17 protein-coding genes are annotated in these 16,528 nt (G+C 45.3%); all 17 read right to left on the reverse strand.

Annotated features, from left to right (window positions below; genetic code table 11):
• Positions 1-207: 207 nt before the first annotated feature.
• Positions 208-1,518 carry a UDP-N-acetylglucosamine 1-carboxyvinyltransferase gene (murA, locus tag B9Y67_RS08190; RefSeq protein WP_085506241.1) on the reverse strand — a complete coding sequence of 437 codons (1,311 nt, stop codon included), beginning with the start codon at positions 1,516-1,518 and terminating at the stop codon, positions 208-210.
• A gap of 34 nt (positions 1,519-1,552) precedes the next feature.
• Entirely contained in the window at positions 1,553-2,272 is a 720-nt protein-coding gene (locus B9Y67_RS08195) for a YwmB family TATA-box binding protein (RefSeq protein WP_085506242.1), read from the reverse strand.
• Between the two features lie 91 nt (positions 2,273-2,363).
• The gene (locus B9Y67_RS08200) at positions 2,364-2,609 is read right to left on the reverse strand and encodes a DUF1146 family protein (RefSeq protein WP_085506243.1); all 246 of its coding nucleotides are present in this window, start codon (positions 2,607-2,609) and stop codon (positions 2,364-2,366) included.
• A 294-nt stretch (positions 2,610-2,903) separates the two neighbouring features.
• Positions 2,904-4,409 carry an NADH-quinone oxidoreductase subunit NuoN gene (gene nuoN, locus B9Y67_RS08205; protein WP_085506244.1) on the reverse strand — a complete coding sequence of 502 codons (1,506 nt, stop codon included), beginning with the start codon at positions 4,407-4,409 and terminating at the stop codon, positions 2,904-2,906.
• Between the two features lie 4 nt (positions 4,410-4,413).
• The gene (locus B9Y67_RS08210) at positions 4,414-5,883 is read right to left on the reverse strand and encodes a complex I subunit 4 family protein (protein WP_085506245.1); all 1,470 of its coding nucleotides are present in this window, start codon (positions 5,881-5,883) and stop codon (positions 4,414-4,416) included.
• Positions 5,883-7,748 carry an NADH-quinone oxidoreductase subunit L gene (gene nuoL / locus B9Y67_RS08215; protein WP_085506246.1) on the reverse strand — a complete coding sequence of 622 codons (1,866 nt, stop codon included), beginning with the start codon at positions 7,746-7,748 and terminating at the stop codon, positions 5,883-5,885. Before nuoL ends, B9Y67_RS08210 begins: the two co-directional genes overlap by 1 nt.
• A gap of 52 nt (positions 7,749-7,800) precedes the next feature.
• Entirely contained in the window at positions 7,801-8,115 is a 315-nt protein-coding gene (gene nuoK / locus B9Y67_RS08220) for an NADH-quinone oxidoreductase subunit NuoK (protein WP_085506247.1), read from the reverse strand.
• Entirely contained in the window at positions 8,112-8,627 is a 516-nt protein-coding gene (locus B9Y67_RS08225; RefSeq protein ID WP_085506248.1) for an NADH-quinone oxidoreductase subunit J, read from the reverse strand. The genes nuoK and B9Y67_RS08225 overlap by 4 nt, the downstream gene beginning before the upstream one ends.
• Entirely contained in the window at positions 8,624-9,043 is a 420-nt protein-coding gene (nuoI, locus tag B9Y67_RS08230; protein ID WP_062442402.1) for an NADH-quinone oxidoreductase subunit NuoI, read from the reverse strand. The genes B9Y67_RS08225 and nuoI overlap by 4 nt, the downstream gene beginning before the upstream one ends.
• 75 nt (positions 9,044-9,118) lie before the next feature.
• A complete protein-coding gene (nuoH, locus tag B9Y67_RS08235; RefSeq protein WP_085506249.1) occupies positions 9,119-10,138 on the reverse strand; it encodes an NADH-quinone oxidoreductase subunit NuoH in 1,020 nt (339 codons plus the stop codon).
• On the reverse strand, positions 10,138-11,238 hold the full coding sequence (locus B9Y67_RS08240; RefSeq protein WP_085506250.1) for an NADH-quinone oxidoreductase subunit D: 1,101 nt from the start codon (positions 11,236-11,238) through the stop codon (positions 10,138-10,140). Before B9Y67_RS08240 ends, nuoH begins: the two co-directional genes overlap by 1 nt.
• A 3-nt stretch (positions 11,239-11,241) precedes the next feature.
• Positions 11,242-12,333, reverse strand: coding sequence for an NADH-quinone oxidoreductase subunit C (locus B9Y67_RS08245; RefSeq protein WP_085506251.1), 1,092 nt, complete (start codon positions 12,331-12,333; stop codon positions 11,242-11,244).
• Positions 12,330-12,848 (reverse strand): NuoB/complex I 20 kDa subunit family protein, encoded by a 519-nt coding sequence (locus B9Y67_RS08250; RefSeq protein ID WP_085506252.1) that lies wholly within the window; start codon positions 12,846-12,848, stop codon positions 12,330-12,332. The genes B9Y67_RS08245 and B9Y67_RS08250 overlap by 4 nt, the downstream gene beginning before the upstream one ends.
• Positions 12,839-13,213, reverse strand: coding sequence for an NADH-quinone oxidoreductase subunit A (locus tag B9Y67_RS08255; RefSeq protein WP_085506253.1), 375 nt, complete (start codon positions 13,211-13,213; stop codon positions 12,839-12,841). The genes B9Y67_RS08250 and B9Y67_RS08255 overlap by 10 nt, the downstream gene beginning before the upstream one ends.
• A 484-nt stretch (positions 13,214-13,697) precedes the next feature.
• A complete protein-coding gene (locus tag B9Y67_RS08260; RefSeq protein ID WP_139823759.1) occupies positions 13,698-14,099 on the reverse strand; it encodes a F0F1 ATP synthase subunit epsilon in 402 nt (133 codons plus the stop codon).
• 96 nt (positions 14,100-14,195) lie between these two features.
• Entirely contained in the window at positions 14,196-15,608 is a 1,413-nt protein-coding gene (gene atpD, locus B9Y67_RS08265) for a F0F1 ATP synthase subunit beta (RefSeq protein WP_085506255.1), read from the reverse strand.
• A gap of 42 nt (positions 15,609-15,650) precedes the next feature.
• Positions 15,651-16,514, reverse strand: a complete 864-nt coding sequence (locus B9Y67_RS08270; protein ID WP_085506256.1) for a F0F1 ATP synthase subunit gamma — start codon at positions 16,512-16,514, stop codon at positions 15,651-15,653.
• Positions 16,515-16,528: the final 14 nt, after the last annotated feature.

Here is a 16,528-nt window from a genome sequence, read left to right on the forward strand (position 1 = left end):
TAGAACCTTTTTAGTAACATGTCTTCAGAAAAACTTGGTTTTTACCCAATTTAAACTGTATGTAATTAGAAAAAAACTGGCTTGTCGACAAGGATGAGAAAAATATTTTTTCATCATTAACCCTTTTCACAAAGTTAACCTATCTTAACGTATAAAAAAAGCTCACCCTGCCATTGAAGGCGGGGTAAGCTTCCATATTTCTTGTTATTAAGAAGTAGCTTGCACGGAATCTTCGACTGTTTCTTGTTCGCCTGCAGGATTTTCATTGATGCGCTCAATGTCAGCTCCAAGCTGTGCCAACTTATCTGCAAAATCGACATATCCGCGATCCAAGTGCTTCAATTCAGTTACACGTGTATAACCATCAGCTACGAGACCAGCAAGTATCAAAGCGGCTCCTGCCCGCAGGTCGGTAGCAGCTACTTCCGCACCCTGGAGATCGGAAGGGCCTTCGATGATTACACTGCGGCCTTCGATTTTCATTTTGGCATTCATGCGGCGGAATTCTTCCACATGCATGAACCTGTTTTCAAATACTGTCTCCGTGATAACACTTGTTCCTTTAGCAGAAAGCATCAATGCCATGATTTGTGACTGCATATCTGTCGGGAAACCTGGGTGAGGCTGAGTCTTGATATCGACTGCTTTTAAATGGTTTGGTCCGATAACACGAAGGCCATCTTCCTCTTCTTCAATAATGACACCCATTTCCTGCATTTTAGAGACAAGGGAACGCAGGTGCTCTGCTTCTGCTCCCTTCACAAGCACGTTTCCTTTCGTGATAGCTGCTGCTACCATGAACGTACCTGCTTCGATACGGTCAGGGATAATTGTGTGCTCCGCACCTTTAAGCTTATCCACTCCGGTGATACGAATCGTCTCTGTACCAGCGCCTACGATTTTAGCTCCCATCTTATTCAGGAAGTTTGCTAAATCGACAATCTCCGGCTCTTTGGCACAGTTTTCCAAGATTGTTTTGCCATCGGCAAGCGCTGCAGCCATCATGATGTTTTCTGTTGCACCGACACTCGGTACATCCATGTAAATCTTGGCACCTTTCAAGCGCCCATCAGCATTTACTTCGACAAAACCATTGCCGACATTTACTTTGGCTCCCATTGCTTCGAAACCTTTTAAATGCTGGTCGATCGGGCGGGATCCAATTGCGCATCCACCTGGCATAGCGACCTTAGCATGACCATACCGGGCCAAAAGTGGTCCCAGTACAAGTACAGAAGCACGCATCTTACGTACAAATTCAAATGGAGCCTCTGTTTTAATATCGCCAGAAGCGTCTACGGTAACTGTATTGTTTTCAAAGCCTACTTCAGCGTCAATATTGCGTAAAACTTCATTTATAGTAACTACATCAGCTAATGCTGGAACTTCATGAAGGACACTTTTTCCTTCACTTGCAATTATACTTGCTGCGATGACAGGCAGTACGGCATTCTTGGCGCCTTCAACTTTCACGGTGCCATTCAGCTGCCTCCCACCACGGACGATGATTTTTTCCACGGTTCATTCTCCTCCGAGTCCATATTCATTATTATTAATATTCAGACGTGATTATTGGTGTGCCTACTGTAATACTTGTCTTTGCGCCCAAACCTTTGCGGACAGCAAATTGGACATTCATGGCACCTTCTGGCAGCGGGATCGTCTGCTCCCACTCTGGTGTATATCCGGAAATACTGGTAAAGTCAGTTTCATTTATCGATTCGATTGTTTTTATATCTAGGGCTTGTCTTAATTTTTGATACACTAAAACATCATCAATAATACCATTAAATTCAGCTTTTGCACAAGAGAAAATAGCGACATTTTCTGTGAAGATTCGACCTTTTTTAACAAAAAAATAATTTGTTAAATAATGTTCACTTGCTTCCCCCCAGCTTGTCCCTGTTATTTTATAAATGAGTTCGATATGATTGCTCTTTTCCCTTGGGACAATGACAATAAACGTTTCGACGATCCCTTCCTTTTTTTGTGGGTTAGTCATCGAATATTTAATGCTGTTACGATCAGAAGCCTGCTGCCATTCTGCTTCTGGCAGTTCCTCTTCTATTTGTGCCTGGAGTTCCTCCAAGTGCTGGGACGGGAATGACTCCTTCGCCATCACATTCCAGCCATCCACCTCAATGCCCTGGTTTTGTAAATGTTCAGTAATGGCATAAAGTGGCATTTCTTCTGTGATTTTGACCCCTGCGAAAGTTTCCAAATCTGTGCTTAAAACCAAAGCAGCAACCAGGATGATCAACAGTCTTCTCATCGTAACAACCCTCTCCTTGATAGATTACTATTTTCATTGTTTCCAAGGAGAGGTTATTGCATACGGTTTATTTCTCAACATGATGCGACAATCAGAACAGATGGACCAACTGCTGCGACCATTGAAGGAAATCAAGGAAGAAACGGCTGACGCTTGTACCAATCGTGATAGTAACCAGAATCATCAATACCCTGACTTCAAATACATGGTCTTTACGGATCCACCCTTCCAGCTTTATCGCCTGAAGGACCCTCCAGGTAATAATGATAAAAATCAGATGAGAAACCATGCCGGCTAAAGCCTGTTGACCAGCCTGCTGTAAAAAAGTATCTAACATATTCCTATACACCTCTTCAATTTCATTTCCCTTATTGACTATAATCCTTTCCAAACATGCCATGGAGAAATGAAATTGTCAAACCAGCGGATATCCTAGTCTACTACTACCTTAATTTCACTCGCTGTAAACATACTGAAATTAAAAAAACTTGGCTTGTCGCCAAGTACATATGGCGAAAGCCTTAGTCTTTTCTTATACTTTAACCCTTTTAACAAAGTTAAATTTTCCTAAAGTACAAAAAAACCCCCCCGGCAGATGCAAAAAGCGCATCTCCGGAGGGAGTGATGTTTTTTAATAGAACATTTCTGCAAAGTTAAATTGAGTTTGGAAGAATTCTAACACCACTCCAGGGAATAAACCCAGGGTAATGGTACCTGCCGCACAGAATACCATGGCAATCGTAACTCCAACCGGCATCCTTATCGGTGCTGCACTGCCCGACGGCCGCATGAACATTTGTGCCATAACGCCAAAATAATAGAAGTAGGAAATGACTGTAGTTCCCATCATGACCGCCGCCAATATGTAGCGGGATGGATCCGAGAACAGAGCTCCTATGAAAATGTTCAACTTCCCAATAAAACCTGCTGTACCAGGAATCCCGGCTAATGATAACAAGAAGATCGTCATCATGACAGCCACCCATGGCCTGCGATAGAAGAGTCCGGCGAAGATGGATATATCTTCTGAATGGCTATGCTCACTCATGACCTGGATGACGGCAAACGCTCCTATGTTCATCAGCAAGTACGCCGCCAAATAAAACCACATGCTCTCAAACATCATCTCAGAAAAAGCGACGAACGGAACCAGTAGATAACCAGCGTGAGCAATACTTGAATAAGCGAACAGCCGCTTGATATTCCTCTGCTTTAAGGCGATAGTATTTCCAGCTATCATCGTTATTCCCGCCAGCACGCTTATGAATATCATCATCGATTGCAACAGGGAAGTATTCGCTTCTAATCCTTGCGCAAATGGAAAAACACTCAGTAAGACGCGTAGGATGATGACAAACCCTGCCGTTTTCGATACGACACTCAAGAAAGCGGTTACCGGAATCGGAGCTCCCTGATAGACATCAGGTGCCCACATTTGAAAAGGAACAGTGGAAATCTTGAATGCCAGCCCGACAAAAGTCAGGATAAAAGCGATACTTAATAAAACCAGTCCATTTTCCGGGGCAATATTCGATATTTCCCGGGAAATGTCGGCAAGATTCGTACTACCTGTCAATCCATAAATATAACTTAGTCCGAATAAGGTAAAAGCGCTTGAAATTCCTCCATTGATGACATATTTCATTGCCGCTTCATTTGATTGTGTCGATTTCTTCCTTGTTCCGGCCAGGATATAAGAAGAGATGGACAGTAATTCTAACCCAACAAACAGTGTAATCAAGTCAGCGCTGCTTGCCATCATCATAGCGCCAAGCAATGCGCTCATGAGCAGGTAATAGAATTCCCCGCGATAGAGAAGTTCACCTTTCGCTTCATAGGAAACTCCCATCAAAAGTACCAGCAGCGCTCCGATGAGCAGGAGAATTTTGAAACTCAAAGAAAATGCGTCCAGTCTGTAGGTGTTAGCAAGAATCATGGCAGGCTCATGCCCTATTTGACTGAAAAGGAAAATCAGGGCGATTCCTATACCCGCTGCGCCAAACCAGCCGAACAGCTTACGATCCACCTTTTTATCAGTAAATAAATCGACTAAGGATAAGACGGTAGCAATAATCAATATGGTGAACTCTGGGGCCATCATACTCCATTCATAACTTAACAATGTTTCCATATCCATAAGCTTACCCCCCTATCCCTGGCATGATAGATTCTAAAGTCAACTGCAGTGTATGTGTGATAATGGCAGGGTAGACACCAATCAATACAATTAATGCAAGTAAGGCAGCAGCTGGAATCATCTCTATTCTCGTCAAATCATACATTCCTGTAAAAGACTTGATCGTTTTTCCATAGGTGACACCGAGAACTGCCCGTAACATGTAGACAGCGGTCATAATTATTCCGAGCGTACCAATTGCAGCCATCCATGGCATCGTCTCGAATAGCCCAAGGAACGCCATGAACTCGGATACAAACCCGCTCATTCCCGGCAGCCCTAATGACGCCATTCCTGCTGCCAGCAAGAACCCTGCTGCGAGCGGCATCCCTTTGGCTAACCCGCCGAGACTGCTGAGTTTTGTAGTATGTGTTCTCTGGTGGATAATGCCAACCAGTAAGAATAATAAGGCTGCGATCAACCCGTGTGACAAAGTCTGGAAAATAGCTCCCTGAATTCCCGCTTCGTTCATTGCTGCCACTCCAAGTAAAACGATCCCCATATGGGAAACACTGGAATAAGCGAACACACTTTTCAATTCATTTTGCACAAAAGCGAGGAACGCCCCGTACAATAAATTAATTAAGCCAAGTATTGCAATGAACGGTGCCACTTTTGCAAACTGATCTCCGAATATTCCCAGACCAAAGTTGATTAAGCCATAGGCGCCAATTTTGAGTAAGATACCTGCGTGAATCATCACGACTGCGATCGGTGCATGAACGTGCACTCTTACCATCCAGGTATGCAATGGTACGATTGGCAGTTTGACCCCAAATGCGACTAATAAAGCCAACATACTTCCATAACGGAATTCTTCACTAACTGCCTCACCGCTTGCCATGATAGCTTTCAGCTCTTCGATATTGGTCGTTCCTGTTTTTGCAAAGATTGCTGCAAACAAAATCAACAGGATTGCTGAACCTAGACCGTTGTATATAAGGAAGCTATAGGCTGCCTTTTCTCGTTCAACAAAGCCCCATCGGCCAATCAGGAAAAACATCGGCACCAAGGTTATTTCAAAGAAAATGAAGAACAGGATCAGATTCTCTGCTGTGAATACTCCAAGCATTCCGATTTCCAAAATGAGGAACCAAAGGAAATAGGCCTTCAATCCTTGCTTAATCTGAGCAGCTGCCACACTGGCTGACAATGTCGATACGATTGTGGTCAGTAATATCAGTAACAAAGAAAAACCATCGATGCCAAGCTCATAGTTTACCTGGAACATTCCGTTCCCGAAACTGATCCAGCCATGAGAAACTCCCAGGTTACCTCCTCCATGAAACTGTGTGTAGATTACCAGCGATAGTAAAAGCGGCAGTACCGTAGCGAGAATCCCCGTAAGGCTTACCGTTTTCCTTTCTGCAGACTGAACACTTAATAGCAAAATACCAATCAATGGGGAGAAAATCATTAACGTCAACCAATCCATTATAGGTACCCCCCTGTCCAGACGACGAGGAAGACAAGAATAGCCAGGCCGATGAATGCCATAGCACCATATGTCTGCACTTGCCCCGACTGCAGCTTCGAGCCAAGGCTTCCGGCAGCCCGGGTGACACCTGCTACGGCTGCTACAATGACTTCCACAATGTATTTTTCTATAAAGCTTCCAAGATAACCGACGGCGCGCGCAGCGTATTCGACGGTATATTGATAGAATTCATCTATAAAATATTTGTTAAAGACCAACGTATAGGTCGCAGGCATATGACTGGATAAAAAGTCACGCTGCAACGATTTTTTATAATAGATAAGATAGGCAAGGCCGATACCAGCAAAGGCAATCAAGCTTGCCGCCAGCATCACCCATACCGGGCCCTCATGATGTTCAAATGGAAGAAATTCGCTGTCCCCTGCCAGCCAATCCCCTAAAAACGTTCCAAACCGGGGAGTATTGATGTAACCGGCAAAAGCCGCCAAGAATGCGAGCACCACCATCGGGATTGTCATCGAACGTGATGATTCACGTACTTCTGAGAGCGCAGAGCGATTTTCTCCAGTAAATACCATGAAAAATAACCGGAACATATAAAAAGCTGTAAAGAATGCGGCTACAAGTCCGATGATAAACAATCCATAACGCCCGTCGTACCAGGTCGCCAGTAAAATTTCATCTTTACTGAAGAACCCGGAGAACAGTGGCACACCGCTGATGGCAAGTGTACCGATTAAAAATACAGGGCCTGTGATCCGCATCTTCGTCCATAACCCGCCCATCTTTTCGATGTTCTGCGTGTGTACCGCATGGATGACACTGCCTGCTGCTAAGAACAATAGTGCTTTGAAGAAGGCGTGAGTCATTAAATGAAAGACACCCGCGACATATCCCGCTGCACCTAGAGCCATCATCATGTACCCCAGCTGAGAAACGGTAGAATATGCTAACACACGTTTGATATCTGTTTGTACAAGGCCGATGGTGGCGGCAAAGATCGCTGTAAATCCACCAACAACAGCCACAACCGTCATAGCTGCCGGGCTTGCTTCGAAAACTGGGAACAAGGCTGCAACAAGATATACACCAGCCGCTACCATGGTTGCCGCGTGAATCAAGGCGGATACAGGCGTTGGCCCTTCCATAGCGTCAGGAAGCCAGGTATGGAGCGGGAATTGACCTGATTTCCCGACTGCCCCGACGAAGATAAGAATAGCAATCAACGTCAGTAGTCCTTCCGGCACTTCTCCACCACTGACACCTGCAAAAATTTCGTTGAATTCAAGACTGCCGACCTGCCAGAATAAGAGAATCATCCCGATAAGTAATCCGACATCGCCGATCCTCGTCATAACAAACGCTTTTTTTGCTGCTGCTTTTGCTTCTTCCTTATAAAAATAGAAGCCAATCAGCAGGAACGAGCCGACACCCACTAATTCCCAAAATATATACAACTGTAAAAGGTTTGGTGAAATCACCAATGCCAGCATCGCAAAGGTGAACAATCCGAGATAGCTGTAAAATGTCGTCAGTCGTTCATCACTATGCATATAGCCCTTGGAATAAATATGTACAAGAAAACTGACGAGTGACACGATGACAAGCATCAATGCATTTAGCGGCGTGACTATTACTCCAAAGCGAAATTCCAACTGGCCGATCGTCAGCCAGACCATATCCGCTCCACCGCTTCCATTTGCTATTTGCGTAAATAGCACGATGACAGAAAGCAGGAAAGAAACCCCTGTAAAACCGATGCCTACATAGCTGCTCTTTTCCTTCCACTGTTTTCCGAAGAAAAGGAGTAAAAGAAACGACAGCAATGGAAACAAAGGGATCAACCATGCATTTTCTAACATCCTGACACAACTCCCTTCTGTTCCAGGTTTGCAATTGAACCGATAAGGAACCTCAGTGCTTCATCGTATTCATCTCATCAATCTGCACTGTCGAGCGGTTCCGGTAAAGGGCGATAAGAATCGCAAGGCCGACAGCAGCTTCAGCAGCTGCTACGGTTATGGTGAATAACGAAAAAATTTGACCGGTAATACCCGGATTAATGCCATACTTACTGAATGCGACCAAATTGATATTGACCGCATTCAACATCAGTTCAATCGAAATCAGGACTATCACTGTATTCTTTTTTGTCAAAGCACCGTAAAGACCAATACAAAACAGCACTAGAGCTAAGAGAAGATAGGCATTGACTGGTATGGCACTCATTTTTGCTCCGCCTCCTCCTCGTCATCCCGTTTAGCTAATATGATCGCACCTACTAAAGATACGAGCAGGACCACAGACATCAATTCAAACGGGATAACATATTTGCTGTACAATTCGATACCGATCTGCTTTGTGTTTTCCACATGCAGACTGGTCGCCTGGTCGCCGAATGACACCTGGTTGATCGAGAAGTACATCGTAAAGAAAAATAATACTACTCCGGCACCGACAACCATATTTCTTGTCCGGTTGCCTTTTGTTCTTTGGGTATCGTTATGCCGTGTGAGCATGATTCCGAAAATCATGATGATCGTAATAGCACCGGAGTAGATCAGCACTTGAGCAATGGCAACAAATTCAGCTGATAACAGGACATATAGCCCGGCAATAGCAAGAAAAGTAAGGACGAGCGACAGCAACATGTGGATGACTTTTGTTAAATTCAACATCAGAATGCCACCTAATATCGCAAGCAATGCCAGAACGAGAAAGGCGAATAATTCTCCACTCATGCTTTATTCTCCTCTCTGATGTTCTGATCATTTTCATCCAGCCACTCCAGATTTTTGAACAGATCGTCACGAGAATACTCCGCCAGTTCGAAATTGTTCGTCATAACGATTGCTTCCGTCGGACATACCTCCGTACAGAGATCACATAAAATGCAGATTTCAAAGTTGATATCATAGGTGTCGATGACTTTTCCTTTTTTATCAGGATCCGGGTGTTTTTTCCCTGTCAACTGGATACAATCTGTCGGGCAGATGTTGGCGCACTGGTTGCAGACAATACATTTTTCCGGGTAGAACTTCTGGATGCCCCGGAAACGATCCGGCATCGGAACCGGCTCATCAGGATACTGGTAGGTCATTTTTTCCCTTGTCATATTTTTCAGGGTATATTTGAGACCTTTCGCTAAACCAAGCATATGTTCAGCCCCCTTTCAGTTGGTATGCTGTACCTTTGTTGAAAACCTGGCTTCTCGCAAAGCAAGACGAAAATATTAGAAAAACAGCTCTTTGATAATCGCTGTTACAAAAATATTCGCTAAAGCGATTGGAAGCAGTACTTTCCAGCCAAATTCCATCAACTGGTCTGCGCGCAGTCGTGGAAAAGTCACACGCAGCCACATGAAGAAGAAAACAACGACGATGAACTTCATGGTGAACCACACCGCTCCAAGCCCGATGTCGTTCAGGCCTATCCCTGGAATTGGTGCATTCCACCCGCCAAGGAATAACACAGTAATCAACGCAGAAAGTGCAAATAGATAGACATATTCCGCCAGCATGAAGAAGGCGAAACGAAAACCGGAGTATTCTACATGGTAGCCCGCTACCAGCTCTGACTCCGCTTCTGGAAGGTCAAATGGTGTCCGATTGAGTTCTGCTGTCCCGGCGATCAGGAAAATTATGAACGCAACTGGCTGTAAAAAGACAAACGCTACATTCTCTTGATAAACGACGATGTCATAAAGATTAAGACTGCCTGTAAACAGGATGATCCCTACTACAGACATCACTAACGGAATCTCATAGGAGATCATCTGGGCAGCGGCACGCATGCCCCCCATCAGGGCATACTTATTATTAGAAGCCCATCCTGCGGTTACAATGCCGATCGTGGATATACCAGAAATCGCGATGTAATACAGCAACCCGACACCGATATCTGAAAACTTGAATGCCGGTGTAAATGGAATGACTGCCAATACTAAAAAGGCAGGAGCATAAGCAATCATCGGTGCTAGAATGAACAGCGGTTTATCCGCTTGCTTAGGCATCGTGTCTTCTTTTATTAATAGTTTCAATACGTCAGCCACACTTTGGAGCAAGCCGAAGCGTCCACCGACACGGTTTGGGCCGTGTCTAAGCTGCATGAAACCCATTACTTTTCGTTCTGCCAGAATCGCAAAAGTTACGAAACCAAGCCCAATCCCCAGCATGGCAACACCTAGTGACAGGAAAATGGCCATGTTCCCCCAGCCTGGCTGGGATTGTAAAACGGAATCGATCCAGGTCATCAGCCATCCACCTCCCCTAAGACGATATCCACCCCTCCGAGAATCGTAATTAAGTTGGCCATGTTTTCCCCTTCGAGCAGTTTAGGGAGAATTTGAAGGTTGTAAAAGGATGGCCTTCTGAACTTAATACGGTACGGCTCTTTTTTTCCTTCACTGGCAATATAACAGCCGATTTCTCCACGAGGAGATTCAATTCTGACAAAAGCCTCCCCTTTAGGGGCTTTTATAATCCGTGGTACTTTTGCCATGAACTTACCATCATTCGGAATTTGCTCGACAGCCTGTTCAATTATTTTCAAGGACTCTTCGATTTCTGCCAGTCGGCATTGGTAGCGCGCCCAGGCATCTCCTCCATCTCGTGTGATGACGTCGAAGTCAAAGCGATCATAGATGGAATACGGTTCGTGCTTCCTGAGATCCCAATCGACCCCGGTACATCTCAAGTTTGCTCCGCTTAGCGAATATTGCAGGGCATCTTCCTGGGTGTAGCGCCCGACCCCCTTCACGCGGTTTAAAAAGATTTCGTTGCCTGTCACCAGGTCATGATAGCCAGCCAGCTGTTCTCTCATATAAGGAACGAAATCGCGTACTTTATCAATCCAGCCTTCTGGTGCGTCCCATTTGACCCCGCCGACACGCATATAATTGAATGTCAGCCTGCCACCGGAAAGTTCATTCAGCAGATTGATAATCGCTTCCCGTTCTCGGAAAGCATAAAGGAAAGGGCTTACCGCCCCGATATCCAATAAATATGTACCGAACCAGACCAGATGACTGGCTACTCTGCCGAGTTCCATTGCCAACACCCGTAAATATTCGGCGTGATCCGGGAGTTCAAGACTCATCATCGTTTCTACGGCGTGGCAAATGACATAGTTATTTGTCATTGCTGATAAGTAATCCATCCGGTCTGTATATGGAATGATTTGTGTATATTGTAAGTCTTCCGCAAGCTTTTCTGTCCCCCGGTGAAGATAACCGATGACCGGGGTCGCTTCCTTGATGGTCTCCCCATCGACTTTGATGACAAGACGGAACACACCATGGGTGCTCGGGTGCTGCGGGCCTACATTAAGCATCATTTCTTCTGTTCTGATCATTGCCTACACCTCCACATCATGGGGCTCGTAATCTTTTCTCATCGGATAGCCGACCCAATCTTCTCCAAGCAGAATCCGCTTTAAATCCGGGTGGTTAAGGAACTTGATTCCGAATAAATCGTATGTCTCGCATTCCGGCCAATTCGCACCCTTCCACAGGTCCGTCACCGACTCGATTTCCGGCTGGTCCCTGTCAATTTTCACTTTGAGGGCAACCGACTGTCTGTTGCGGAACGAGAAGAGATGTAAGTAAACTTCCATATGCGTTTCAAAATCGGTTCCATGCAGTTCTGATAGATAATCGAACCCAAGCTGTTCATTGAATTTTAGAAACTCCGCGATTTTATGATAGGTATCTCTTTTTGCTACCAATGTCGGTACGTGTTTGGATAAGCGATTGATATAGGCATCCTCAAATACATCTTCCCCGAGATGCTCCTTAATGACTTTCTTATATTTATCAAGGAGAGGCTGGTTCGGAGACGGTTTCTCTTCTTCAGTTTCCTCTTTTTTGTCAGCCCCTGCTTTTTTCTTAGCTCTGGCTGCCGCCGCTTTTGCTTTAGCGGCTGCTACTGCTTTTGCTTTTTCATCGTCTTCGGCCGACTCGCCGTCAGATGCTTCACGTTTTTTCCTGGCTGCTGCAGCTGCATTTGCTTTAGCAGCTGCTGCCGCTTTCTTCTTAGCTGAATCATCTTTATCAGAGGTTGAATCACTTTCGGTTTTCGATGACTCTTCCTGATTTCTTTTCTGTTTGGCTAAAGCAGCTGCTTTCGCTTTGGCTGCGGCCGCTGCTTTCTTTTTTGCCAGGTCATCCGGCTTTTCGGATGTCTTCTCTTCCGGATTAGCCGCTTCTTCCTGCTTTCGCTTCTGCTTGGCTAAGGCTGCAGCTTTTGCTTTAGCCGCGGCTGCTGCTTTTTTCTTTGCCAGGTCTTCATCAGTATCTGAGGTTTGGGATGCTTTCTCCTTATCTTTGACTGTGGCATCTTCTTCTCCCTCAGCCGCTTTTTCTTTCTCCTTCTTTTTCCTCAATGCCTCTGCCTTAGCTTTTGCCGCTGCGGCGGCTTTCTGCTTTTCCAAGTCTTTTTCATCACTCATCGACTGGTCACCCGCTTTCCGGTTTTGGCTTCATAGCGGATTTTCTCCTGTAATTTGTTGATTCCATAAATAAGCGCAGCTGGGTTTGGAGGACATCCCGGGATATATACATCAACTGGGACGATTTGGTCGACTCCTTTCACAACTGCATAGGATTTTATATAAGGGCCTCCTGCTGTTGCACAGGATCCCATGGCAATCACATATTTGGGTTCCGGCATCTGATCGTACAAACGGCGTAATACCGGCGCCATTTTTTTCGTAACGGTGCCCGATACTATCATGACATCCGAATGACGTGGAGATGTTCGGAAAAAGGATCCAAAACGATCCAGGTCATAATGTGAGGATCCGACCCCCATCATTTCAATCGCACAGCAGGCAAGACCGAAAGTCATCGGCCATAACGAATTGCTCCTTGCCCAGGCTTTGACTTGTTCTAATGTCGTCAAAAAGACATTTCGTTCCATTTCTGCTTTTTCTTGAAGGGAAACATTTTCTAAATTTAAATCCATCGTAGCACCTTCTTTTTCCAAGCATAGATGAGGCCAATCAAAAGCATGACGACAAAAATAAGCATTTCAATCAATGCGAAGACGCCCAGTTCTTCATAGGCAACGGCCCACGGGTACAAGAAAATGGTCTCCACATCAAATATGACGAACATCAAAGCGAAGATATAATAGCGGGCGTTGAACTGGACACGTGCATCCTGGAAAGGGTCAATCCCACTTTCATACGTCGTCCGTTTCTGTTCCGTCGGTTTATTTGGACGGAGCAGCCTCCCAAGTGATAAAGCCACAATCGGAAGCAAAATACCAAGCGCCAAAAAGATAGCTACCACTAAATAACTGTTCTGATATGTAAAAAGATCCGCCATTTCCCCTCCCCCTTCTAAATAAAAATTTTAGAAGATTAGCAATTTTGTAATCGCTATCATTATAGCAAATCCTGTATATAGTGTCGATATGACCCGAGTGATATATATCCAGAATTTACTATCTTTCGTTTTCTTCCCATCTTTACTTTAAATCAAATACAGTTTTCGTGCGATGACAAACGTGGTTGCCGGCAAAGGTTTTTTCAATTATAATGTTTGTTTAAGTTTTATGAGTTGTCCTGCTGAATCATGAATTATTCTTTTGTTATAAAACAAAGAAATCCTGCTGCTCTCCCAAAATATATCTGGCTCCTCACCTGTATATGCTACAGTTGGGGAGCCAGTTGCTTTTACCGAAATTAGAAATTCTATTAAATTTGCTGGATTGTCACAAAAAAGATAAGTAGTTTTCAAATCGATTTATATTAAAGATTTCTTAGACTACAAAAAAACTGCTTTCCAAATGGAAAGCAGCTTTTTGTTATTAATTATTTTGATATACATCTAAACGGTTGATCGCACGTTTTAGTGCCATTTCAGCCCGTTTGAAATCAACATCTTCCTGCTTCGTTTGCAGACGGCGCTCAGCACGCTCCTTCGCCTTCCGTGCACGTTCTACATCAATCTCAGAAGGCATTTCTGCCGATTGTGCCAGAATCGTCACTTTGTCCGGACGAACCTCTAAAAATCCGCCGTTGACAGCGATACGCTCGGAGCTGCCTTCTTTTTTCAGACGGACGGCACTGATCGTCAAAGGAGCGACCATTGGGATATGCCCAGGAAGCACCCCGAGTTCACCGCTTTCCGCCTTACAGCTCACCATTTCAAATGCATCTTCCAAAACCGGGCCATCAGGAGTGACAACACTCACCGTTAGTGTCTTCATGATTACCCCTCCTTGGGCTAACTCGACCTATAGGGATGGGCTGGCAAAGAGGCATCCGCACCCTTTTGCCTGCCCTTCCTTCAGGTAAGAAAATTCTTATTGCATCTGTTTCGCTTTTTCAACGACATCTTCGATACGTCCGACTAGGCGGAAAGCATCCTCTGGAAGGTCATCATATTTGCCATCGAGGATTTCTCTGAAGCCTTTGACCGTTTCCTGAACAGGTACATAAGAACCTTTTTGGCCTGTGAACTGTTCGGCAACGTGGAAGTTCTGAGAAAGGAAGAACTGGATACGACGAGCACGAGAAACTGTTTGCTTGTCTTCATCCGATAGTTCATCCATACCAAGTATCGCAATAATATCCTGAAGTTCCTTGTAACGCTGCAGGGTACGCTGCACTTCTCGAGCTACCTCATAGTGTTCCTGACCAACAATTTCAGGGTCAAGGGCACGGGAGGTAGATGCAAGTGGATCCACCGCAGGGTAAATACCTTGCTCGGAAAGTTTACGTTCCAGGTTAGTAGTTGCATCCAAGTGGGCGAATGTCGTTGCTGGTGCCGGGTCTGTGTAGTCATCGGCAGGGACATAGATCGCCTGAATGGATGTTACGGAACCTTTATCTGTGGATGTAATACGTTCCTGCAATTGACCCATTTCCGTCGCAAGTGTCGGCTGGTAACCAACGGCAGATGGCATACGGCCAAGCAACGCGGATACTTCCAGACCACCCTGGGTGAAACGGAAAATATTATCGATGAAGAACAATACGTCCTGCCCTTGTTCATCACGGAAGTATTCAGCCATAGTAAGACCTGTCAGCGCCACACGCATACGTGCTCCAGGCGGCTCGTTCATCTGACCGAATACCATCGCTGTACGGGAAATAACTCCGGAGTCCTTCATTTCAAAGTACAGGTCATTTCCTTCACGGGTACGCTCACCAACACCGGCGAATACGGAAATACCACCGTGCTCCTGGGCGATGTTGTTGATCAATTCCTGGATTAGTACAGTTTTACCTACACCTGCACCACCAAACAAACCGATCTTACCACCTTTAACGTAAGGTGCCAGCAAGTCTACGACTTTGATTCCTGTTTCCAGGATTTCCGTTTCTGTTGCCAGGTTTTCGAATTTTGGAGCCTGGCGGTGGATTGGATCGCGGCGAACGTCCGCTCCTAATGGCTCATCAAGGTCGATATTTTCACCTAACACGTTGAATACACGTCCAAGTGTTACTTCACCGACCGGCACAGAAATCGGGCCGCCTTTATCATTGACTTCCATTCCGCGCTGCACACCTTCAGTAGATGCCATAGCAACGGTACGGACTGCGTTGTCCCCTAAATGAAGGGCAACTTCCAATGTAAGGTCGACGTTTACTTCATATTCGTTTTGCGCGGGTGAATACACGTGCAAAGCGTTATTGATATCAGGGAGTTGTCCGTCTTCGAAAGAAACATCGACAACCGGTCCCATGACTTGGATTACGCGTCCTTTACTCATCGATTTCCCTCCTAACTAACTATTCGAAGTCCAGGAAGCTTACTACTCGAGAGCAGCTGCTCCACCGACAATTTCGGTGATTTCCTGGGTGATGGCTGCTTGACGGGCACGGTTGTATTTAAGTGACAGGTCACCGATAAGATCATCGGCATTATCTGTAGCACTCTTCATAGCAGTCATACGGGCTGCATGTTCACTGGCTTTACCGTCGAGCAAAGCGCCATATATCAAGCTTTCAGCATATTGAGGCAGCAACACTTCCAGAATTTCTTCCTGGTTCGGCTCATATTCATAGGAGCTTGTCGTTGCTTTGACCCCTTCGCTCAAATCTGTCAACGGCAGAAGCTTTTTCTCAGTCACTTCCTGAGTAATAGCACTGACGTAGTGGTTGTAATAAAGATAAAGCTCATCGATCACTTCATCGGTAAATAGCTGCACCGTTTCCGAAGCGATATCTTTGATATCCGCGAAGTCAGGCTGATCTGCAATAGCAACAATCTCTTTATCGATCGGCATGTTTCGCTTACGGAAAAAGTCACGACCCATTTTCCCGATGGTGATAAGTGTATATTCATCAGCCGAAACGTGGCGCTTTTGGATCGTTTGATAAACAGCACGCAGAACACTGCTGTTATAGGCTCCTGCAAGGCCGCGATCGGAAGTGATGACGAGATATCCAGTACGTTTTACGTCGCGTGACTTAAGCATCGGATGGTCAGCGTCACCGCCGCCAGTGGCGATACTTGCCACGACTTCCTGGATCTTTTCGCTATATGGTACGAATGCTTTGGCATTTTCTTCTGCACGATTCAATTTCGCAGCAGAAACCATTTCCATCGCCTTCGTAATTTGCTTCGTTTTTTTCGTGGAGTCTATCCGGCCTTTAATATCTCTAAGGGATGCCACGCTATTTCACCACC

Origin of the sequence: Thalassobacillus devorans, assembly GCF_900176565.1 — a bacterium.
In the GTDB taxonomy this organism is placed as follows: Bacteria; Bacillota; Bacilli; order Bacillales; family Halobacillaceae; genus Thalassobacillus; species Thalassobacillus devorans_A.

Coding starts and splice junctions, on each gene's coding strand:
- B9Y67_RS08195 (WP_085506242.1), bottom strand. CDS start 2,272: ATGAGAAGACTGTTGATCATCCTGGTTGCTGCTTTGGTTTTAAGCACA.
- B9Y67_RS08200 (WP_085506243.1), bottom strand. CDS start 2,609: ATGTTAGATACTTTTTTACAGCAGGCTGGTCAACAGGCTTTAGCCGGC.
- nuoN (WP_085506244.1), bottom strand. CDS start 4,409: ATGGATATGGAAACATTGTTAAGTTATGAATGGAGTATGATGGCCCCA.
- B9Y67_RS08210 (WP_085506245.1), bottom strand. CDS start 5,883: ATGGATTGGTTGACGTTAATGATTTTCTCCCCATTGATTGGTATTTTG.
- nuoL (WP_085506246.1), bottom strand. CDS start 7,748: ATGTTAGAAAATGCATGGTTGATCCCTTTGTTTCCATTGCTGTCGTTT.
- nuoK (WP_085506247.1), bottom strand. CDS start 8,115: ATGAGTGCCATACCAGTCAATGCCTATCTTCTCTTAGCTCTAGTGCTG.
- B9Y67_RS08225 (WP_085506248.1), bottom strand. CDS start 8,627: ATGAGTGGAGAATTATTCGCCTTTCTCGTTCTGGCATTGCTTGCGATA.
- nuoI (WP_062442402.1), bottom strand. CDS start 9,043: ATGCTTGGTTTAGCGAAAGGTCTCAAATATACCCTGAAAAATATGACA.
- nuoH (WP_085506249.1), bottom strand. CDS start 10,138: ATGACCTGGATCGATTCCGTTTTACAATCCCAGCCAGGCTGGGGGAAC.
- B9Y67_RS08240 (WP_085506250.1), bottom strand. CDS start 11,238: ATGATCAGAACAGAAGAAATGATGCTTAATGTAGGCCCGCAGCACCCG.
- B9Y67_RS08245 (WP_085506251.1), bottom strand. CDS start 12,333: ATGAGTGATGAAAAAGACTTGGAAAAGCAGAAAGCCGCCGCAGCGGCA.
- B9Y67_RS08250 (WP_085506252.1), bottom strand. CDS start 12,848: ATGGATTTAAATTTAGAAAATGTTTCCCTTCAAGAAAAAGCAGAAATG.
- B9Y67_RS08255 (WP_085506253.1), bottom strand. CDS start 13,213: ATGGCGGATCTTTTTACATATCAGAACAGTTATTTAGTGGTAGCTATC.
- B9Y67_RS08260 (WP_139823759.1), bottom strand. CDS start 14,099: ATGAAGACACTAACGGTGAGTGTTGTCACTCCTGATGGCCCGGTTTTG.
- atpD (WP_085506255.1), bottom strand. CDS start 15,608: ATGAGTAAAGGACGCGTAATCCAAGTCATGGGACCGGTTGTCGATGTT.